This window comes from Streptococcus atopicus (genome assembly GCF_049166725.1).
Lineage (GTDB): Bacteria > Bacillota > Bacilli > Lactobacillales > Streptococcaceae > Streptococcus > Streptococcus hominis.
Map to the genome: position 1 here is coordinate 42,082 of NZ_JBMHFC010000007.1, position 21,978 is coordinate 64,059.

General features: G+C 39.8%; 20 protein-coding genes. 1 reads left to right on the top strand and 19 read right to left on the bottom strand.

The window, feature by feature from the left end:
* Positions 1–4: 4 nt before the first annotated feature.
* From ACOMA9_RS05945 to ACOMA9_RS05960, 4 genes are all read right to left on the bottom strand, one after another.
* On the bottom strand, positions 5–835 hold the full coding sequence (locus ACOMA9_RS05945) for a carbohydrate ABC transporter permease (RefSeq protein WP_330945185.1): 831 nt from the start codon (positions 833–835) through the stop codon (positions 5–7).
* A 16-nt stretch (positions 836–851) separates the two neighbouring features.
* The gene (locus tag ACOMA9_RS05950) at positions 852–1,739 is read right to left on the bottom strand and encodes a carbohydrate ABC transporter permease (protein WP_021001175.1); all 888 of its coding nucleotides are present in this window, start codon (positions 1,737–1,739) and stop codon (positions 852–854) included.
* Between the two features lie 141 nt (positions 1,740–1,880).
* Positions 1,881–3,206, bottom strand: coding sequence for an ABC transporter substrate-binding protein (locus tag ACOMA9_RS05955; protein ID WP_330945186.1), 1,326 nt, complete (start codon positions 3,204–3,206; stop codon positions 1,881–1,883).
* A gap of 45 nt (positions 3,207–3,251) precedes the next feature.
* The gene (locus tag ACOMA9_RS05960) at positions 3,252–3,956 is read right to left on the bottom strand and encodes an N-acetylmannosamine-6-phosphate 2-epimerase (protein WP_070670674.1); all 705 of its coding nucleotides are present in this window, start codon (positions 3,954–3,956) and stop codon (positions 3,252–3,254) included.
* Between the two features lie 370 nt (positions 3,957–4,326).
* On the opposite strand from ACOMA9_RS05960, the gene ACOMA9_RS05965 reads away from it, so the two are divergent.
* A complete protein-coding gene (locus tag ACOMA9_RS05965; RefSeq protein WP_224785092.1) occupies positions 4,327–4,491 on the top strand; it encodes a helix-turn-helix domain-containing protein in 165 nt (54 codons plus the stop codon).
* A gap of 283 nt (positions 4,492–4,774) precedes the next feature.
* Here ACOMA9_RS05965 and ACOMA9_RS05970 read toward each other — a convergent pair whose 3' ends face one another.
* From ACOMA9_RS05970 to ACOMA9_RS06040, 15 genes are all read right to left on the bottom strand, one after another.
* On the bottom strand, positions 4,775–5,926 hold the full coding sequence (locus ACOMA9_RS05970) for an iron-containing alcohol dehydrogenase (RefSeq protein ID WP_070497128.1): 1,152 nt from the start codon (positions 5,924–5,926) through the stop codon (positions 4,775–4,777).
* A 426-nt stretch (positions 5,927–6,352) separates the two neighbouring features.
* A complete protein-coding gene (gene adhE, locus ACOMA9_RS05975) occupies positions 6,353–9,004 on the bottom strand; it encodes a bifunctional acetaldehyde-CoA/alcohol dehydrogenase (protein ID WP_049511844.1) in 2,652 nt (883 codons plus the stop codon).
* 361 nt (positions 9,005–9,365) lie between these two features.
* Positions 9,366–11,183 (bottom strand): acyltransferase family protein, encoded by a 1,818-nt coding sequence (locus tag ACOMA9_RS05980; RefSeq protein WP_247906682.1) that lies wholly within the window; start codon positions 11,181–11,183, stop codon positions 9,366–9,368.
* Positions 11,173–11,586, bottom strand: a complete 414-nt coding sequence (locus tag ACOMA9_RS05985) for an MORN repeat-containing protein (RefSeq protein WP_003040952.1) — start codon at positions 11,584–11,586, stop codon at positions 11,173–11,175. The genes ACOMA9_RS05980 and ACOMA9_RS05985 overlap by 11 nt, the downstream gene beginning before the upstream one ends.
* 8 nt (positions 11,587–11,594) lie before the next feature.
* Positions 11,595–12,023 (bottom strand): low molecular weight protein-tyrosine-phosphatase, encoded by a 429-nt coding sequence (locus ACOMA9_RS05990; protein ID WP_003040862.1) that lies wholly within the window; start codon positions 12,021–12,023, stop codon positions 11,595–11,597.
* A 236-nt stretch (positions 12,024–12,259) separates the two neighbouring features.
* Complete coding sequence (locus ACOMA9_RS05995; RefSeq protein ID WP_204973358.1) at positions 12,260–12,823, bottom strand: nucleotidyltransferase family protein; 564 nt, start codon at positions 12,821–12,823, stop codon at positions 12,260–12,262.
* A 1-nt stretch (position 12,824) separates the two neighbouring features.
* On the bottom strand, positions 12,825–13,823 hold the full coding sequence (ruvB, locus tag ACOMA9_RS06000; protein WP_126406070.1) for a Holliday junction branch migration DNA helicase RuvB: 999 nt from the start codon (positions 13,821–13,823) through the stop codon (positions 12,825–12,827).
* Positions 13,824–13,997: 174 nt separating this feature from the next.
* A complete protein-coding gene (locus ACOMA9_RS06005) occupies positions 13,998–15,035 on the bottom strand; it encodes an aldose epimerase family protein (protein WP_270207699.1) in 1,038 nt (345 codons plus the stop codon).
* 42 nt (positions 15,036–15,077) lie between these two features.
* Entirely contained in the window at positions 15,078–16,079 is a 1,002-nt protein-coding gene (gene lacD, locus ACOMA9_RS06010) for a tagatose-bisphosphate aldolase (RefSeq protein WP_270207698.1), read from the bottom strand.
* Positions 16,080–16,089: 10 nt separating this feature from the next.
* Positions 16,090–17,259, bottom strand: coding sequence for an SIS domain-containing protein (locus ACOMA9_RS06015; protein WP_268733889.1), 1,170 nt, complete (start codon positions 17,257–17,259; stop codon positions 16,090–16,092).
* A 166-nt stretch (positions 17,260–17,425) separates the two neighbouring features.
* Positions 17,426–17,830: a PTS sugar transporter subunit IIA gene (locus ACOMA9_RS06020; RefSeq protein WP_003032047.1), complete on the bottom strand. Its 405-nt coding sequence runs from the start codon at positions 17,828–17,830 to the stop codon at positions 17,426–17,428.
* Between the two features lie 17 nt (positions 17,831–17,847).
* Positions 17,848–18,675, bottom strand: coding sequence for a PTS system mannose/fructose/sorbose family transporter subunit IID (locus ACOMA9_RS06025; protein ID WP_106383794.1), 828 nt, complete (start codon positions 18,673–18,675; stop codon positions 17,848–17,850).
* A complete protein-coding gene (locus ACOMA9_RS06030) occupies positions 18,662–19,555 on the bottom strand; it encodes a PTS mannose/fructose/sorbose/N-acetylgalactosamine transporter subunit IIC (RefSeq protein ID WP_003027207.1) in 894 nt (297 codons plus the stop codon). Before ACOMA9_RS06030 ends, ACOMA9_RS06025 begins: the two co-directional genes overlap by 14 nt.
* An 18-nt stretch (positions 19,556–19,573) precedes the next feature.
* Positions 19,574–20,050 (bottom strand): PTS sugar transporter subunit IIB, encoded by a 477-nt coding sequence (locus ACOMA9_RS06035; protein ID WP_330945188.1) that lies wholly within the window; start codon positions 20,048–20,050, stop codon positions 19,574–19,576.
* The gene (locus tag ACOMA9_RS06040) at positions 20,047–21,852 is read right to left on the bottom strand and encodes a glycoside hydrolase family 35 protein (protein WP_330945189.1); all 1,806 of its coding nucleotides are present in this window, start codon (positions 21,850–21,852) and stop codon (positions 20,047–20,049) included. The genes ACOMA9_RS06035 and ACOMA9_RS06040 overlap by 4 nt, the downstream gene beginning before the upstream one ends.
* Positions 21,853–21,978 lie beyond the last annotated feature (126 nt).

Below are 21,978 nucleotides of genomic sequence, written 5' to 3' on the forward strand. Positions count from 1 at the left end.
CTCCTTATCCTTTCACAGCTCCCATGGTAATACCTTGCGTGAAGGATTTTTGGAATATTAAGAAGACAGCTACAATCGGAACAGCTGCCATAGCAGCACCAGCCATAATCAAACCGTAGTTGGTCGCCATTTCAGCTTGCATTGTTGCCACCCCAAGTGAAATAGTCAGATTCTGACGCGATGTCAGCATGACCAATTGCATAAAGTAGTCATTCCATGTGTTGATAAAGGTAAAAATGGCAAGGGCAGCAAAACCTGGTTTCACAATCGGAAAAGCTACATTCCAAAAAGTACGAATCTCACCACAACCGTCCATCTTAGCAGATTCCAACAATTCTGTTGGGATATTTTCGCTAAATTGCTTCATGAGAAAGACACCAAAAGGCCAGCCGACAAGTGGCAAAATAACCGCAGCCAATGTATCGTGAATTCCCATAAAATTGACAATACGAACCAGAGGAACCAACACAACTTGCTTAGGCAAAGCCATGGCAGCGATAAAGGTCGCAAAAAGAATACGTTGCCCATAAAAACGCTTCTTGGCCAAAACATAACCTGCTAAAGAAGAGGTAATGCAGACCAAAAACATGGTTGCTAGCGAGATAAAGACACTATTCCACATCCATTGCAGGGCTGGATTTTGCACCATCAGCTGTTGGAAATTTTCTAATGTTGGCATCTTAGGCCACCATTGAGGCGGAATGACAATCGTATCTGGTTGAGACTTAAAGGCTCCGGTCAAAATCCAATAGAAAGGGAAAACAAAGAGAACGGTCAATACCAATAGAATAATCGTTGAAATAACCGTAAAGGCACTTATTTTTTTCTGTTTCATCTTGTCTCTCCTTTCTTTAATATTCGACGTCATTTCCAAGAATCTTGAATTGGGCAAAGCTAATCAAAGCAATCATGACAGCTAAAAATACCCCCATGGTATTGGCATAACCATATTCAGATAACTTGAAAGCTTTTTCATAAAGGTAATACATCAAGGTACTGGTTGAATAATTCGGACCTCCAGATGTCAATAGCTGAATCAAGGCAAAACATTGGAAAGAGTTAATCGTAGTAATAATCGCAATATAAAGCGTTGTCGGAAGTAAGCTCGGCCATTTAATCTTCCAGAAAACTTGCAGTTCTGTCGCTCCGTCAACACGCGCAGCCTCCACCAATGAATTGTCAATGTTTCCCATAGCAGCAATATAGAGAATAATGGGTTGTCCGACAGAAGTTGTCAGCAAAATCACAATAATCGCCATTAAAGCCCAATGCTTATCTCCTAGCCAGGAAATATTCTGGTTGATAACATGACCCGACTTCAGTACGAAATTCAAAATCCCTGACAGCGGGTCGTAAATCCATTTCCATACAACGGTTACCGCTACACTCCCTGTAACAACCGGCAGGAAGAAGACAAAACGGTAGAAAGAGCGTGCAATCGCATTTTGACTATAGGTCTGTGACGCTACAAACAAAGAAAACAGCACAACAATTGGCACTGAGCCAATCACAATAATCACCGTATTGATGAGAGATTTGATAAAGACTGGATCTTTAAACATTCGTGAGTAATTGTCCAATCCAACGAATGAAAAGGAAGTCATAGAATAATTAAAGAAACTCGTTACAAATCCCATCACCATCGGCGCTAATACAAAGACAATAAAGAATAATAGAACTGGTGCCAAAAAGGCATAGGATACCAAGGTTTCTCTCATTCTTATTTTATTTACTTTCACATCAAGCACCTCGTTTAGATTAGAGGGAAACCAACTCTTTTAAAGCTTTTTGAGTTCTTTCCCGCTTTTATCCTTTTATAGAAATTCCCCTTTTCCTATTTATACATAACTGACGACAGAAAAAGGGGAGAATTCAATTACTTATTTTTGAGCTTTTTTAATGGTTTCATTTGCTTTTTCTGTAAAGGTCTTCAAAGCAGATTCAACTTTTTCGTCACCATTTGAAACAGATTGCAACATTGGGAACCAGAGCGTTCTCATTTCAGCAAATCCATCAATAGTGTTGTAGTATGGTGAGTAATATTTTGTCCAAGTGCTGATTGTTTCCATTCGTTTGTCATCGTACAATTTACCAAATGAGGAACGGACTGGGAAGGCACCTGTACGAACAACATTTTGTGGCCCCCACTTTTTATCATCAGCGATAAATTTGACCAATTTCTTAGCAGCTTCCACTTTCTTTTTATCTTTATTGTTAAAGATACCAAAACCGTTTACAAGGTATTCCAGAGCTGGTTTGCCATTGTCTGACGGGAATGGTACTTCAACAACTTCAACGCCACTGGCTTTCAAGAGTTTAGCTTGGATGCCTTTTTGCGCAGGTGCCCAAAGAACAGTATAAGAAGTTTGCCCATTTGCAAAGTTTTGAATATCTGCTCCACCATCGAATTGAGAGCCGTTTGTCATCAAACCATCTTTAATCCAACTAACTGCTTTATTTAGCCCTTTAACAAAGTTTGGACTGTCTGTTGTATATTTTGTCACTTTATCATCTGTAACAGAACCACTATACAAATTAGCAATAAAGGCACGTGTTCCTTGGTCACCACCTTGACCATTACTGAAGAGCGAGCCAGGAGTATACCCTTTAGCCTTTAAGGCTTTCAACACTTTTTCAAAATCAGCTGTTGTCCAACCTTCTTTTACAAGGTTTTCTACACCAGCTTCTTTCAGCATTTTCTTATTAAATGCCATATAAAACGGAGCAGAACTAATTGGATACATGTAAGCTTTATCACCAGCCTTACTTGCCTGAATGATTTGATCGTTGTTGACATCTTTGACGAAGTCATCAGTAAAGAGATCGTTCAATTCTGCCAATTTACCATTTTTACCATATTGAATAATCCGTCCTGGTGCGTCAAACAGCACATCTGGCGCTGTTCCTGCTTCAATAGCTGTTGTAATTTTTTCTGGACCAGATTTGAAGTCAATAGTTTCTAATTTCACTTTAATATCTGGATTGGCTTTTTCAAAGGCTTTGATAATTTCTTTTTCATACGTACCGACACCGTCGCTGGCCTTTTTTTGCGTGAAAACTGGAAAAGCCCACCAAGTAATCTCTGTCTTGCCAGAAGAATTTCCTGAATCATCTGATTTGTTTGAACCACCTGAATTTCCACATGCTGCAAAAGATAAAATTGCAGCTCCTGCAACTAACGAACAAAGTATTTTCTTCATCCTCATATTGTTTCTCCTTTTATTGTCATCCTTTTTAAGATAAAATTGTTCCTACTTTTCACTTACTGCTGCAACAAAACGCTCTGTAATTTCTTTTGGACGCGTAATGGCACCACCTACTACAATTCCTCTAACACCTAGGTCATGAATGGTTTTCGCTTCACTTGGGTAGTGAATTTTTCCTTCCGCGATAACATCCAAACCTGCATCACACAATTTTTTTACCAAATCAAAATCTGGTCCCTCGCATTGCAGACTATAAGAGGTGTAACCTGACAAAGTTGTCCCTACAAAGTCCACACCTGCTTCTGCTGCAGCCACACCCTCTTCAAAGGTGCTCACATCTGCCATGAGCAATTGATGAGGATATTTTTCCTTCACTCGCTTGATGAAATCCGCAATCTTTAAACCATCAAAACGTTCCCGCTTTGTACCATCAAAAGCAATTACTTCAATATCCAGAGCTGCTAGTTCATCAATTTCTCGCATCGTTGCGGTAATAAATGGCTCTTGAGGTGGATAATCCCGCTTGATAATGCCGATGATCGGCAACGAAGTAACCTCTTTAATTTCCTTAATATCCCGAACACTATTAGCTCGAATGCCAACAGCTCCTCCTTGTTCAGCCGCTTTCACCAAAAGGGGAATAATCCCACCTGCTTCAGTATATAGCGGTTCGTGTGGCAAGGCTTGACAGGAAACAATGATGCCATTTTTTATTTTGGCAATCAGCTCGTCTTTTGTCATTTGTGCCATAGACAGCCTTCTCCTTTGCTATTGTAGATCGATTTTTAAAGCGCTTTCAATCTCACGATGTTATTATAACTATTTTTTGAAGCGCTTTCAACAATATCTGAGATTTTGGTTCTAATTTCTAATAATAATTACTTTTCTCTTAAATCTTGAAAGTAGTTTCAACCAGAACGATAGCTCTGTTAACATGACGCTATAATCATTGCGGATTGCCTCTGAGGCATACAAAGACTGCATCTCTGCGAATGCTATCTCCCCCCAAGAATTGTCTAGAATGGAGACCCTATAATAGAATTAGCAAGGGGGAATGCTTTTTTCAGGAGTATCATCCAGAGTCGCTTTTGAATAAAAGTTTAAAATTTTCTCAGTGCTGGTGTTCTTTTCGGTATTGTCCTGGCGTCCGTCTAAACATCTTCTCCTATCTACACGTATGCCAATTTACGAGGTAGCACAAAGTGTTGGATTTTCAAATAAAACTTACTTTTATGACAAATATCGTACCTATTTTGGACATTCCCCAAAAGACGAACGCAAATAAAAGGCAGAGACAATATTATCCCTGCCTTATTTTATAATAGCAAAAAGCTTTTGATGTAGTAGCTAATATCTAAATACTTCTTTAAGGTTACAGCAAAGCAAACCACTCCTTAGTCATTTTTCAAGCTTAGATGAGTATTTTTGACGAAAACTGCGTTTCTCTTCATTCACCACTTTGACAGCCCGAGAGGCTATTGAACAACTTTGCGAAGTTGAAACTACTAATTAAAAATTTTCAAATATTAGTTCTATCTCGCTTTTTTATTTTTACGACAAATCAGCACTTAAAACAACTCTTTGTAAAGAGCAATCGTTTCTTCTAAGGTTGGCATAAATGGATTTCCTGGTGCACAAGCATCAATGAGTGCATTTTTAGAAAGGTATTCAAAGTCAAATTCCTCTTCTTTAATGTCCAGTTCTGTCAATTTTTTCGGAATGCCCACAGTTGCTGATAATTTTTCAATTTCAGAAATGGCATAATCAGCGCATTCTTTATCACTTTTACCTTCCGTATGGAGACCAAGAGCTTTTGCAACATTTCGGAATGCTTCTGGCACACGTTTCGCATTTTCACGCTCTACAACTGGTAAAAGCATGGCACAGCAAACACCGTGAGGAAGATTGTAAACTGCTCCAAGTTGATGAGCCATAGAGTGTACATAACCTAGCCCAGCATTATTAAAGGCCATACCACCTAGGAAAATCGCATTAACCATAGCTTCACGTGCTTCAATGTCATGGCCATTTTCAACAGCACGAGGTAAAAATTCTTTAATTAACTCAATTGCACCAATAGACAATTTTTTCGTTACATTATACGCACCTGGTGTTACCAAAGCTTCAACCGCATGTGTAAGAGCATCCATACCTGTTGCAGCTGTCAAAGCTTTTGGTTTTGAAATCATCAATTCTGGATCATTTACTGACAGGAGTGCAAGGCTATTCTTATCAACCATAACCATTTTCACTTTACGCTCTTCGTCAGTAATAACATAGTTAATCGTGATTTCAGCTGATGTTCCTGCTGTCGTATTGATTGCTACAACCGGCAAGCCTTTTTCTTTTGATTTGTGAACACCTTCGTAATCTTGCGGACGCCCGCCATTCGTTGCAAGAATTGAAATACTACTTGCAGCATCTTGTGGCGAACCACCACCAAGTGAAATAATAAAATCACAATTATTATCTCGCAAAACAGCTAAACCATCTTCAACATTTTTAACAGTTGGATTTGGCTCAACATCACTAAAAACGACATACTCAATGCCTTCCTTATCAAGTGGTGCAGTTACCTTAGGTAAAATGTCACTGCTTGCAATATAATGGTCTGTCACCAAAAGAGCTTTCTTATACCCCAATTCTTTGATATGATCACCTATTTCATTAATCACACCACAACCAATAAGATTAACTGATGGAACATAAAATACTGACATTATATTTCCTCCTTATTTTTATAAATATCATCTATTTTAGAAACCGCTTACACAATTATATTATAACACTCATAATGCTTTTTGCAACATCAACTTTTCATTATTTTAGTATCAAATTTACAGATTCAAAACTTATCAGTCTATTATGATATTTTAGGGCAAAGAGAAGTATAAGATTTTCTGTATCCACAATGACATCGTCCATATCAAACACTAACAATTGAAACATGACCGTCCTCCTTTTTTCACAACTAGTTTACAGAAAAACGCATACAATACAAGGAAAGAGAAAGGACACTCTCTTCAAATAGAAAAATCTCCCTACAAAAGCAGGGAGATGTGACTGATAAACTGATTTAGGTCTAAAAATCTGAATACATTGTCTGTACAATGACGAACGATTCAAATCAGAACAAACTTTACTGTCTATTTACGACGTCCTGGACGTTCTGCATAGCCATAGTAGGCATCAGCCATAATTTCTTCCATGTCAGTAACTATTGGCAAGCGCGGATTGGCTGGTGAACATTGGTCTTCATAAGCAAGAACGGCAATATCATGTAAGCTATCTTTCCAAGTTTTTTCATCAATACCTTGATCTTTAAAGTTCATCTTGATACCAACCGCTACACCAAGGTCATAAACAGCTTTAGCATACGCTTCAACCGCTTCTTCTGGCGTTGAGCAAGGAAGACCTAGCATACGAGCGATATCTTGGAATTTTTCATCAGCTTTCCAGTAATTGTACTTAGGCCATGTTGTAGTTTTAGATGGACGAGTTCCATTGTAACGGATAACATAAGGAAGTAAAATAGCATTTGTACGTCCGTGAATGGTGTGGTGAACAGCACCAATCTTATGCGCCATTGAGTGACTCATCCCAAGAAAAGCATTTGCAAAGGCCATACCAGCCATTGTAGAGGCATTGTGCATCTTTTCACGTGCTTCTGGGTCAGCTGTTTTTACAGATTTTTCCAAGTATTTGAAGACTAACTTGATGGTTTGAAGAGCAATACCATCTGTATAGTCATTGGCAAAGTTAGAAGTATAAGCTTCAGTTGCGTGTGTCAAGACATCCATACCTGTGTCAGCAGCAATAAATGCTGGAACAGATTCTACCAAAGCAGGGTCAACAATTGCAATGGTTGGTGTCAAAGCGTAGTCAGTGATTGGGTATTTACGATTATTTGCCTTATCAGAGATAACTGCAAACGGTGTTACTTCTGAACCTGTACCAGATGTTGTTGGAATACCAATATATTGTGCTTTCTTACCAAGTGATGGGAATTTGAAGGCGCGTTTACGGATATCCATGAATTTTTGAACGAGGTCACCGAAGTCAACATCTGGCTGTTCATAGAACATCCACATACCTTTAGCCGCATCCATTGGTGAACCACCACCAAGGGCAATGATAGTGTCTGGTTCAAACGAGCGCATTACTTCAACACCACGACGAACTGTTGTGATATCTGGATCTGGTTCAACATCTGAGAAGACTTGAATCGTGACTTTGTTTTTACGAAGATTCAATTGGTCAATCACACGTTGTACAAAACCGAGTTTTTCAATTGATTTATCGGTAACAATCATGACACGTTCGATACCTTCGCAAGTTTGAAGGTATTGGATTGAGTTACGTTCGAAGTAGATTTTTGAAGGAACTTTAAACCATTGCATATTATTTCTACGTTTCCCTACTTTCTTGATGTTAAGAAGGTTGATAGCTGATACGTTATCACCAACTGAGTTGTGTCCGTATGAACCACATCCAAGTGTTAATGATGGAATGAAGGCGTTGTATACATCACCGATACCACCAAAGGTAGATGGAGAGTTCCAGATAATACGCATTGCCTTTATTTCCGTACCGAAACGTTTTGCAAGAGCTTCGTCTTTTGTATGGATAGCAGCTGAGTGTCCTAGACCATTAAATTCAACCATTTGACGAGCTTTTTTAAGTCCATCTTCAGTATCTTCAGCTTTCAAAACCGCAATAACAGGTGATAATTTTTCACGAGTCAATGGTTCTTTAATTCCAACTTCTGCACATTCAGCGGCCAAGATATTCGTACCTTCTGGTACTTTGAATCCTGCTTGCTCAGCAATCCACGTAGCTGGTTTACCAACAATATTTGGGTTCAATTTTGCACCAGCGCAGTTCTTGCTGTTGGCTTTTGCACCAAAACAGAATTCTTCCAAAAGCGCTTTCTCTTTTTTGTTGACAAAGTAAGTATGGTAAGATTTGAATTCTGTTACAAATTCATCATAGATTTCTTTATCAATGATCACAGCTTGCTCAGATGCACAGACCATACCATTATCAAATGATTTGGACATCACGATATCATGTGCTGCTTGGCGGATATTTGCTGATTTTTCAACGTAAGCTGGAACGTTACCAGCACCAACTCCAAGAGCAGGTTTGCCGCATGAATAAGCAGCTTTTACCATGGCGTTCCCACCAGTCGCAAGGATTGTTGCAATCCCTTCGTGGTTCATCAAAGCTGTTGTTGCTTCCATAGATGGCTGTGTAATCCATTGAACACAGTTTTCAGGTGCACCTGCTGCAATCGCTGCATCACGTACGATTTGTGCCGCATGAGCAGAAGATTCTTGAGCAGATGGGTGGAAAGCAAAGATAATTGGATTCCGCGTTTTCAACGAAATCAATGATTTAAAAATCGCTGTTGAAGTTGGGTTGGTCGTTGGAGTGATTCCGCAGATTACTCCGACTGGTTCAGCAATTTTCGTTAAACCTGTAATAGGATCATCTTCAATCACACCAACAGTTTTAACACCACGCATATTGTTAACAACATGTTCGCAGGCAAAAAGGTTTTTTGTTGCTTTGTCTTCAAAGACACCGCGACCTGTTTCTTTAACAGCATGTTCTGCTAAGATACCATGTGCATCGAGAGCAGCAACTGAAGCTTTTGCAACAATGTAGTCTACTTGTTCTTGATTTAATTTTCTCATTTCTTCCAGAGCAACTAGCCCTTTTTGAACGAGTTCGTCAACATGCTTTTCAGCAGCTAACTTTTTTTCTTCGGGAGTTAATGTTTTTTTATCAGCCATGTGTTCCTCCAATGGTTCTCAGGATTTTTACAAATCCTTTGTTAATTTTTTCACAAGATTATTATACCTTATTTTCTTTCTCTTGTAAACACTTTCAAGTAAACTTCACAAACTTTTTCTTTTATATTGTGAATTTATTTCAAAATATGAGTTTTCTACTATATTTTAAAACATTGTTTGTGAAGTTTAAAACTTAAAATTATATATTTCACATACTTTTTCAAGATTTCCAAAAACAAAAGTTATGTAAAAAAGAGCATTTTTGCTGTGTATTCCTACACCCTCGTTCTACCCTACTATCTTTTTACAGCACACAAAAGTCATGAATCGCAAGGCAATCCATGACTTCTAATTATTACTATTATTTCTTCACTGTTCCTTTTTTCACAGCTTCATCAATGGCTTGTTTGACGGTTTGTGCATAGAGTTCACCGCCCTTGGTGATCGTTGTTGTCTCCGAGCCAAAGTGCACATAGTCAGTTCCATACCAAATTTCTGGGTGTTGGATAGCAGTTTGATACCAATCCGCTACAAATACATAATCGTATTTTTTCGCCAATTCCAATTCATACTGACGGGTTTTTACAGCGATACTGGTCCCATCATGCGCTGTGCGTCCGTCATAAGGCGTTACCAAGATTAAGCGATGACCTTTCGGTAATTTTGCAATAAATTGATTGAGCAAACTTTCGTAGTTATCAACCGTATTAGTTCCCAAGGCTAAGACCACTGTTTCCAGAAGTACTTTGTTTGAAATATCAGTTTGATAGACTTGCAAGCCCGATTCTAAGTTTCGACTGACTGCTGCATCCACTTGAATTTCCGGCATAGCCTGCTTGAGCCATTCACTTGCTCGCAAAGCTACCGAATCTCCGATAACGGTCGTACCCTTTGCTACATTGTATTGACTGGCACTCACATTATCAGCTTGGGTACGAGTGATCTGCATTTTACTGTCAGCTTGATTTAACCCATTGACGAGCAAATTTTCTTCAAAAGCACCAATTTTCGGAGCAGTCACGATCATGACCAAAGCGACCAGTGTTAATGGAATCAAACTATAAAATACAGGCGTTGTGATTTGCTTGATGTCCATCTTCAAGCCAAATACTTTTGGCTCTCTACCTGCTAATGTCGGCTCTAACAGATAGAAAGAGAAAGCAGCCAAGGCAAAGGAAAGCACGGTTGTCAATAGAACTGCCCATCCATTGCCCATCAATTGGGAAAAGATGATGTAAAACGGCCAATGGAACAAATACACGCCGTAACTCGTATCTGCAATAAATGTGATAACAGGCGGCTCATCAACATGCGACGTTTTATCATGAAGCACACGTGTTGCCAAAATCATCACGACTGAAAATACCGTCGCCAAAAGGAAACCAAACAGATAAGTCAATAAATTATCAAATCTTAGGAGGAACGTTAATAACAGCAAAGCTACAAAACTACCACCAAGTAGATAAAAGGTCTTTTTTAAATCAAGCGCCTGCTCCATTTTACGAAAAGGTGCTCCCAAATCACTCACACCCGAAAGTGTCGCTAAAATACTTCCTGCAAAAAACGGGAAGATATGCGTGAAACTTGAAAAGTAAATCACAGAAAAGTTTGAAACGAAGAAGCTTCTGACAAACATAGAAAGAAAACTAATCAAGAAGAAAGCGAACGAAACGAGAAAGATAAGCCCTCGAAATTGCCCGACTGTTTTACTTTTCTTAGCTAAATACCATGTCGCCAAGCCCCACAAGATATAGTAGTGCATTTCCAACGCCAAGCTCCATGTGTGCACAAAGAGATGTTGGATAAATTGACTCTCGTAATTTCCACCAGACAAAATTTCATAAAAATTTGTCACAAAGCCGAGCGCAGCAGCGATTTGCGTCCCAATACCAGCCACAAAATCCTTCCGAATCAGCAAGGTAAAGGGCATGATAATCAAAATCATAAAGACAAGCGGTGGCACAATCCGATAAAAGCGACGTCTTAAGAATCCTTTAACATCAATTTCCTTGTTTCTGGAAAATTCATCAATTAAAAGAGACGTAATCAAAAAGCCTGAGAAAGTGAAGAAAATATCCACACCAATAAACCCACCAGGAAAAGCTTTCTGGAAGAAATGATAGAGCAGAACTAGGAGTAATCCTGTAATCCTCACTAATGAAAACCATTTAATGCGCATTTTGATAAATCCCCTGTTTAAACTTTCCCTTGTAGACAACATTATTTTCTGTTGTTAATTTGCCTTGCCCTTCAGGCTGTCCATTCACAAAGTTGCCTTCATACTTCCAACCAGCTTTAGCTGTAAAGGTTCCTTTCCCATTAAAAGTACCGTTCTTAAAATTACCTTTATAAGTATCCCCATTTTTAAAGGTTAAGGTTCCTTGACCATTCATTTTACCACGAACAAGGCTGCCATTATATTTGAGTGCTCCTTTATCCAAGGTCAATGCCCCTTGACTGGGAATACCTGATGTAAAAGCCACCATCGCTGATAGGACAATAACCGTTACTGCTAGCAATTCCAAGTTATGCCTTGTGAGATAAATTTTGTACTTTTCGTAAAATTCTTTTAATGTATCCATTCTCTCCACTAATCTTCGCTCTTCACGCGCTCAATCCATTTCTGACAACCTGCCAAAATAAGCCGATAAGTCTCGTCAAAATCACCTGTGTACCAAGGATCTGGCACACTTCTCTCTTCAAATTGAAATACTTTCTCCAGATATTTTCCCGGTGCAATTTTCCTCAAATCTTGAAAATTGGATTTATCCATTCCGATAATATAATCAAAGTCTACAAAATCCTGCTGTGAAATTTGTTGAGAAGTTTTGCTTTTGTCATAAGGAATGGCATATTTTTTAAAAATCGCCTGCGTTCCAGAGTGGATTGGATTGCCATGCTCCCAGTCTGAAGTCGCCCGACTTTCAACATAAACATCATCTGTCAAATCTTTCATCACAAATTCTGCCATTGGACTGCGACAGATATTTCCCAAGCAAACAAACACAATTTTTTTCATAGCATAGACCTCTTTACTATTATAACAAAATCTAAAAAAATAGGAATTTAAACCCCTGAGAATTTTTGAATTCTTTTAAAAACACAAAAGCCGCCGATTGGGCGACTCTTATAGGGAGATTATTATGAAAAAGAAAAGTTTTTAGGAGTTCAAGTTAAGTTCTTCTCAACTTGTGATTATAGTATACCGATATTGACTTAAATTTTTCTTAAAGATTTTACTATTTTTGAGAAATTTTAAAGAAATTCAATTTGAAGATTGTTCCACTTCTTCTGCCAATTCTTTTTGCTCAGTCGTTGTTCATAAAGAGCTTTTCTCGCTGGATCTGTTAAGAAATGCAGAGTCGGCTGAACACGAAAATGGAGAATGTCGTCTAAGCCATAAGGCGCAAAGAGTTCCAGCTGTCTATTATCCAACAAACGTAAACCCACAGCTGTACAGCGCTCTGGATATTTACTCATGGCATCTTGCGAGCTAGTATAAGATTGGGTATTTGGACTGTGGATATGCATATAGACTTGATTCTTGACTTCCCAATGGTAATGTGGAATTTCTCGCTTGAGCCGATTTTCAATGTTGAGTGTTTCCTCATAAGAAACATCTGGGTCAAAGAAAATCACATCCACATCCGTCTCTGTATCAAAGCCGGGCTTGTCCGACAGGATATTCCAGATGAAATTTCGCACCGAACCAGCACAAAGCCAGCTGTCTTTCAATTGCAAGTCATAGATAATCTGTAAGATAGTCATCATATCTTGGTCTGATGAAAACGCATGTAAAATCTCTTTTTCTGACAGCATGTTATTTCTCCAAATATTCATAACCCAAATGCTCGTAAGCTTTACGAGTTGCCACGCGCCCTGTTCGAGTTCGCATAACAAATCCTTTCTGGATCAAATAAGGCTCATACATGTCTTCTACCGTTTCCTGCTCTTCTGCGATATTGACAGACAGAGTCCCCAGACCAACCGGACCACCGCCATACACTTCAATCATGGTCTTGAGAATCTTCTGATCTACATAATCCAGCCCTTCTTGATCCACGTCCAGCATTGATAAAGCCTGATCAGTGATATGAGCATCAATCAAGCCATCTCCCATGATTTGAGCAAAATCTCGTACGCGCTTGAGAAGCCGATTGGCAATCCGAGGCGTACCCCGACTGCGCAGTGCTAATTCTTCAGCTGCTTCATGCGTAATCTCCATTTCAAAGATGTCTGCCGTCCGCTCCACAATCTCGGTCAAATCTGCTTCTGCATAATATTCCATGTGCCCAGTAATGCCAAAACGAGCTCGTAAAGGATTGGACAGCATACCAGCTCTGGTCGTGGCGCCAATCAAAGTAAACGGTGGCAAGTCCAAGTGAACACTACGGCTCGCCTCACCCGTTCCAATCATAATATCAATGTAAAAATCTTCCATAGCGCTATAGAGCACCTCTTCAACAGACATAGGCAAGCGATGAATCTCATCAATAAAGAGAACATCTCCCGGCTCCAAATCGTTCAAGATTGCTACCAAATCGCCCGCTTTCTCAATAACTGGACCCGAAGTTTGCTTGAGATTGACTCCCAGTTCATTGGCAATGACAAAAGCCATAGTGGTCTTTCCCAACCCTGGAGGTCCAAAAAGCAACGTGTGATCTAGTGCTTCATCTCGCAGTTTAGCTGCCTCAATGAAAATTTTCAGTTGATTTTTGACCTTGTCTTGACCGATGTATTCTCGTAAATACTGGGGACGCAATGTGCGCTCTACGAGCTCCTCGTCTCCCATCAATTCATTATCCAAAATTCTACTCATAACTACTATTATAACAAAAAATCAGGTTAGTAAGTTAGTTTGAACTTAGGTTTTACAAATAGAAATTGAAGGGAGTGTTATTATGAAAAAGACTAGAAAGTCTTTATTTGATAATGCTGGATATTTCAAATAAAAAAACGACAGACAAATAATCTATCGTTTCAATATATCGTGTTATTTAGTTGTTGCATGATAAATGGTCGTGCTGGTAAAAATCTCACTCGCTTTTAAGATAACATCTGCTTTCAAGTCGCTATGAATGGCATCAGGAAGCGCCTGAGTTTCAAGAGCTAAGCCATTGTGCTGAATCATGGGATGCCCATTTAAAATGACCGTGTCATCCACAAAATTTGCTGAGTAAGTCACCAAACAAGGTGCACTAGTTTTGAAAGTGAGATAACGTCCAGATTCTGGCTCATAAAGAGAGCCAGCATATTCCTGTTTTTTATCCAAAACAAATGGATGATCTAAGCCTGACACAATCTGAATCTGCTCATCTTGATCTGCAAAAATATCCTTCATAGAAACGCCTTGGCAAAGCTGTTTTACAAAGTTATGTTCTGAATCTGGTATTTTAGCAGGTATTCCATCTGGTGCGATAGGATAGACACCGAGAGTATTCAGCTGCAAAATACAATGATCAATCGGTTGACTGAAATCGCCCGATAAATTGAAATAACTGTGATTGGTTGGATTGACCAAGGTATCCTTGTCCGTCTGAACTTGGTAAGAAATCTCTAACTCACCTAGTTCCGTTAAAGTATAAGAAACCCAGGCTTTCAGATTTCCCGGAAAACCACCCGTTCCATCTGCACGTTCGGTATAGAAAGTGACGCCTTCATTTGTGACTTCCTCAACTTGAAAAATAGCACTGTCCCAGCCAGTAGAACCGCTATGATTGCAATTTTCTGCGTTGTTGACTTCTAACTGATAGGTTTCGCCATTCAGCTCAAACTGTGCTTTTGCAATCCGTCCTGCAACTGGTCCGACGCTTGCACCATATTTAGGGCTGTTGCCTACATAGGCATCAAAATGATTAAACCCCACCACGATATTTGCAAATTCATGATTTTTGTCCGGAGTGACATACTCTAAGACAGTCGCACCGTAAGTCATGACTTTCAAACGATAGCCCAAGTCATTTTCAAATGTGTAAGCAACAATATCTTTTCCTTGAAATGTTCCAAAAATAGCTTCTTGATAAGATTTCATACAACTTTCCTTGTTTTTATTACAAATTTAGGTTTGCCTATTTTAAATTTTTAGTTTTTCCGTCCACGAAACAGCTGTTTCACGTAAAACACGATTCAAGTCTTCAATATTTTGACGCCCCGCTTCATCTAGCCAAGCTTTAGCTGCATCTGTTCCTTGATCTGCAAAGACCGTAACTGCGTCTTTCCAAGTAGCACGTCCGCAAAGGACACCGTTAAATTGAGAACCCGCTTCATGCGCCACTTTCAGCGTTTCTTGGAAAAGCTCTGCGCTAACTCCAGCACTCAGGAAAATAAAGGGCAGATGAGTTGCATCAGACTGCTCTTTGAAAAATGTCTTGGCTTCCGCGAGGTTGTAGACAGCTTCAACTCCGCCTTTCGTAAACCCTTCGACAAAATTCATATTGACCGGTACTTCCACTTTCAAAACATCAACATTGTAGCGCGGATTTGAAAAGAGCTTCATGGCTTCATTGACTTTGTGTGGTTTTACTTTCGCATAATCTGCATCTACTACACTAGCACGCTTCCTATCATAAGTCAAGATTTCAAGGAAGTAAGGAATGTCTTCTGCCACACATTCACTTCCTACACGTTCAACCCAGGCTTGTTTGATGTCGTTGATTTCAGGCTTATCATCTACATCATAGTAAATCAAAACTTTGACTGCGTCAGCGCCTAACTCTTTCATGCGTTTAACCGACCAATTTGGTAGCAAGTCTGGCAGGCGCCCTTCTGTTGTCGCATCATAACCTGTTTTTTCATAGGCAACGATAAGACCGCATTCTGCTGCACGTAATTTGGTAGCAGGTACACCGAATTCTGGATCCAAAAGGATAGAAGTAGCATACGGAGTCAACTGACTGGAAATCAATTGTTTAAATTCAATGAGCGCTTCATTTCCTGATACAGCATGTGCGCCACTTGCCAGCATTTTTTTCAACGAACCTCTCTGGTCAATCGCCAAAGCTCCAATAATGTCATTTTCATCTGAAAGATTCTTTAAGTGTGCTAATTTTTCGTGACTAATCCTTAATTTTTCCATGGATTCCTTCCTATTCTTTGTCAAATGGATGAATGATAACGCCTTGCACGACACGGTTGACAGTACCTGTCGGAGACGGTGTGTCTGGACGATTTTTCACCTTGAGGGCTGTCAACAAGGCAAATAATTGACCATAAACAATATAAGGGAATACGCGATAAACATCATCCACAAGATATTGACTAGAAAGAATGACTTGTTCAACATTTTCCAAATCTTCTTTTTGATCTGTCAATAAAATTACCTTGCGGGCAATCTCATCTCCAGCTACTTCTCGTACTAAGTCAAGATCGTATAATTTGGTATAAGTATCTGTCGAGCTAAATACCACAACGACCGTTTCTTCATTCACTAACGATTTTGGACCGTGGCGAAAACCGATGGGACTTTCATACATCGTTGCTACCTGTCCTGCGGTCAATTCCAAAATTTTCAGCTGGGCTTCATGCGCCAAGCCAAAGAAAGGACCTGCTCCCAGATAAATGACACGATTATAATCTAAGGAAACCATCTTTTGAATGGCTGCTGCTGAGTCTAACATCTCTTGGCTCAAGGCTATCAAAGCAGAAATTTTCTCTTCTTTTGTAACTAAGTCTGTTTTGGCAAAAACGAGCAAGGCTGTCAACATCATAGACGTAAAGCTCGATGTCATGGCAAAGCCAGCATCATTTGACGGCGCAGGTTGGAGCAAGAGCAAATTGCGTTCATCACCATGTGCTTGCTGGGCTAATTTGCCTTCTGCTGCACATGTAATCGTGATTTGGTAAAGTTCCTCAACTATGTCTTTTGCCAAGTCAACTGCCGCAACACTCTCTGGTGAATTGCCACTACGGGCAAAAGAAACCAAAATAGTTGGTACTTCCTTGTGCAGATAAGCAAGCGGATTAGCGACAACATCTGTCGTTGCAATGGCATTAAAGTTCCACTTGCGCTCATCGTAAATCTTTCTGAAATAAGGCAAAAGGGTCTCTCCGACATAAGCTGATGTCCCAGCCCCTGTCAAAATAACCTTGATATAATCATACTTTTCATCAATATTATTCAGAAAAGCAGCAATCTCATCAGCTTGCGCTTTATAATTTTCAAAAGCTGTCTGCCAAACTTGCGGCTGTTGATAGATTTCCCGTGTGGTGATTTCCGCACCTAATTCAAGCAAGTCTTCCTTTGTATAATCTAGCATGGTTCTCCTTTCTGCTTTGCAATGCTAACTAAAAGAAAGGGAGTGGGAAAATGATGATTTCAAAGAAATCCATTTTCTTGCCCCAGCCCCCTTAGTTATACAGATTGCTCATTGAAGCAATTCAAGCAAGGACGTGTTTTTCAGCGACTATTAGCTAGACACTCCTTTATTCATCTTCGTCATCGTTCATTTCTGCTAATACATCATTGACTTTCACGATGTATTTGTTCGCTTTTTCGATATATTTTGCTTCAACGCCAGTCAGGGCAGAATTGATAAATTCAATCACCATTGGCATATTCATCCCTGCATAAAGTTCAATTTGGAGTCCTTCCAAAATCAGACGGCTAACGACATTGCAAGGCGTTCCACCAAGCAGGTCGGCAAAGACGATATAATCATCTAAATCTTTTACAGTTGCTGAAAATTTAGCAGTAAAATCGTCTATTCCTTCTTCTGGAAGCAGGGGAACTGTATGAATGAAGTCCAGTGGCCCCATAATCATTTCGGTGCTTTTCTTCAATTCTTCGCAAAAGCGACCGTGACTGACCAATACAAGTTGTTTTGTCATTTATAGAGAAGCTCCTTTTAAACACCTAAGATTGGTGTATGAGTAAAGTGTGAAAATGCAGAAACACCAATTGCAATAATAATCACGATAAAGATTGCTTTTGTTGAATTCATACCTTTCTTACCAAGTAGCCAATAAACAAAACCTGTAAACAATGCTGGCACCAAACGTGGGAAGATTTTATCCAATGTTTCTTGAAGATTGAAGGTTACACCACCGAAACTTTGTGTATAGGTAAACTTAAAGTTAATCATCGTAGCAATCAAGGCCGCCACCATGAAAACACCAAGAACTGTTGCAGCATCTGTGATGGCAGACAATTTGTCCTGCATGGTTGTAACTAATTTCACCCCTTCTTTATGGGCAAACTCTAATTGTTTCCAACGGAAGACATTGATTGCGATTGTCACAGCTATCCAAAGGAAAATTCCAAGAGGATTGCCTTCAACAGCAAGTCCAGCAGCCAGACCACCCATAATAGCAGGAATAGTAGAACCAAAAATCGCATCGCCAATCGCTGCAAATGGCCCCATTAAACCAGTTTTAATCCCTGTAACGGTATCTTTAGCCACAACTCCTTCATTTTCTTCAAGTGCTAGGTCAATCCCTGTTACTAAAGTATGGAAAAAGTTAGATGTGTTGAAGAATTGCGTATGTGTCCGCATCATTTCCTTTAATTCTGGCGTACCGTCTCCATATATCTTGCGCAATTGCGGCAAAATCATATAAAGATAGCCTGACGCTTGCATACGCTCGTAGTTCCAACCCCATTGGAAAGTAAAGAGACTACGACGGTTGATTTGGTTAAAATCTTCTTTTGTTAATTTATAATTAGAGTTCGTCATCGTCAATTTCCCCACTTTCTGATTGTTCTGCAGCAACAGTCACGACTTGTTTATTAGTTGCATTTTTATAGTTGATTGTTGCCAAGGCAAAGCCAATAATCGCAATTCCAATCATTGGTAGGCCTTCAAATTTTGCACCACCAAGAGCTGTAGCGATTTGTTTGACAGCTCCTGAAGCAGCTGCCAATGTTGAAATATAGTCAAAAACAACTTTCAACATAGCTGTAATGGCAAAACCTAAACCAAGATAATGAAGATTTTTCTTGACTGGAAGGTAACGAAGCAAAATTGCAAAACCGACACCAGGAAGCATTTTACCTGCAAGAATCAATCCATCTGCAATCCATTGTGCATTATTGGCAAGCCAGTCTGAGAAGGCTTTTACAGCGTCTCCACCGAGCCACAAAGCCAGAAATACTGGAAGTGCACGTGAAAGTCCCCACGGAATGGCACCTAGTAAGTAATTGCGTTCAATGCCTTTGTAGTCAAATTTTTCAACCGCTGCATCAATACGATGTGCAAAGTAAGTCGTAGAGAAACGTCCAAGAACGTCTGTATAAACCAGCAAGGCTGCTACCGGAACGGCAATAGCTGAAATAGCGAGTTCTGATTTCATACCTGTTGCCACAGAGAATGCTGTTGCAAGAACCGCACCAGAAGTTGCGTCAATCCGAGAGGCACCACCGAATGTACCAACCCCAAGCACAACGAGTTGGAGACTACCACCAATAAACAAACCAGTCTTCAAATCTCCCATGACCAGACCAGTGATAAAACCTGCAAAAACAGGGGAGCCAGCTGATGAGTTAATCGTCAACTCATCCAAAATTTGATACGCTGAATACAGCGTCAGTAAGAGAATTTGCCACCATTGTATCATAACAATGACCTCCTAAATTTATTTCAATAATTTCATAAAGTCTTCAACTGGATCATTTGGAACCATTTGAGCTGTTATTGTCACACCTTTATCATGCAGTTTGTTAAATACTGCCACATCTTCATCTACCACGTTAATTGAGCGTGTGATCGATCGCGTTTCAGGTGTTTGCGACATATTGCCCACATTGAGCGTTTCAATTGGTACACCTGCTTCTACTAATTTCAAAAAGCGGTCTGGCTTTCTCGCAACAATGAGCAGGCGTTGGCTATCATATTTGCCGGCTAGAATATTTTCTGCTGCTTTTGCAACTGGTAAAACACTCAATTTCACACCAGCTGGTGTCGCCAATTTCAAGCCGCTTTTTTCAATAGCATTTTCCGCTACTTCATCATCTACTACCATGATACGTGAGATGTTTAATTTTGTAGTCCAAAGATTGGCTACTTGCCCGTGGATCAAACGTCCATCAATCCGATTCCCTACAATTGTCATAATTTTGCCCCCTTTATTGTTTTAAATGTAGGTTTGTGAACTAAATGAATGAATTCGCTGTATTTCCCTTCAGTTTCAAAAATAATGATACGATTTTTTCCGATAGTTAAGAGACCATGTGGAATATACAGCGATAAGGTCGGTCCGACTTCCCAGAAGCGACCGATATTGACACCGTTGACAAAAACAATTCCTTTGCCAAAGTGGGTCAAATCAATATACGTGTCTTTAAGCGCTTTCAATTCGACATCAAACGCATAGAAAGCTGGCTGTTTTTCATGCCATTCTTTCGTGAAATCAATTTTTTCTGGGTGCTTGAAATCCAGCACATACTGTTTCCAATGGAGCATAAAGTGCAAATCCTTGCAGACTCCAGTCTGAATGCCCTTGTGCTGGCTTTCTGCCAACAGTTTGTGCCCATAATTGACGCGCCCCATATTTTCTATAAAAATATCAATCTGATGCGTGGATTGCTTCTGCCGGGGAACAAAGATGTCTTCACCAATTTCTGTCTGATACTGAGTGGTGATGAAGTTCCCGTCTACAAAAAGCTGCATGCGGTCACGCGCATCAATGACACGAATCCGTTCCTCGTCCGCATCCCATTCCGCTTCTGTACGATAGAGTAGATAGCCAACATTTTGGCCCAACTCCTCCATTTTCATAGGATACAAGCTCTCGATTGGCTGCGCTACATCTTTTAAAGTCTCAAATAAACTAACTTTCTCACTGAGCGGAATATCCTTTAACTCAAACGATTCTTTTACCAACGGCTCCATTTGTGGATACTCTGGATAATATTTTTTTAACATTCGCTGAATAGCAAAGTATTTAGGTGTTGGATTTCCTTGTTCATCAAGGAGAGCTTCGTAATCATAAGATGTCACTTGCGGCAGATCAATGTTTCCTCGCGCTGAACAGCCATTCATAAAACCAAAGTTTGTCCCACCATGAAACATATAAAGATTGATACTGCCTTGTTGCAAGACTTCGTGAACCGCTTCAGCCAACTCTTCTGGATCTCGCGTGACAACTGGCTCCTTCCAACGATTGAACCAACCGTCCCAAAATTCCATACACATGAGTGGCCACTTCTTGCCATGCTCATCAAAGAAAGCTTGCAGATTTGCAAAATTATAAGCAGCTTTAGAGCCGAAATTTCCCGTGACCAGCACATCATCTTCAATCAACGTCCCTGCCCTTAACGCCGCACGCCAGGGTCCGTCTGATGTAAAGAGTGGGCACGTCACACCTCGCTCTAGCATCATATCTCGAACAGCTCTCAAATATTCCTTATCTTCGCCATACGAGCCGTATTCATTTTCGACCTGCATCATGAGAATGTTGCCGCCATTTTCCAAAAGATGCGGGACTAAGCGCGGCATTAATTCATCGTAATAACTAGCAACCGCTGCAAGATGAGCAGGAGCAGAAGAGCGAATCCTCATCTCCTCCTTCAAAAGCCAAGCAGGCAAACCACCGAATTCCCATTCTGCACAAATATAAGGTGACGGACGAAGCAAGGCATACAAGCCTAAATCTTGAGCGATTTGGAGAAATTTTTCTATATCAAGGCTACCTTCAAAATCAAATTGCCCTTTTTCCGGCTCATGCATATTCCAAGGAATATAGGTTTCAACCGTATTAAAGCCCAGAGCTTTCAAATTATAAAGCGAATGATACCAATCCTCTGGCTGAATCCGAAAATAATGAATGGCACCAGACAATAGTTTTAAAGGCTGTTGATTCAGATAAAATTCTTCTCTAACCTCAAATCTTGCCAAGTCATTCCCTTCTTTCATACAACAAATCTTTGATTTTACAATCGTTTACATTGGTTAATATAATATATTTTGTATGAAATGTCAATAGTTTTTGAAAAATTTAATAAATTTAACCATTTTAAGAAAAATTATGGTAAAATTTTT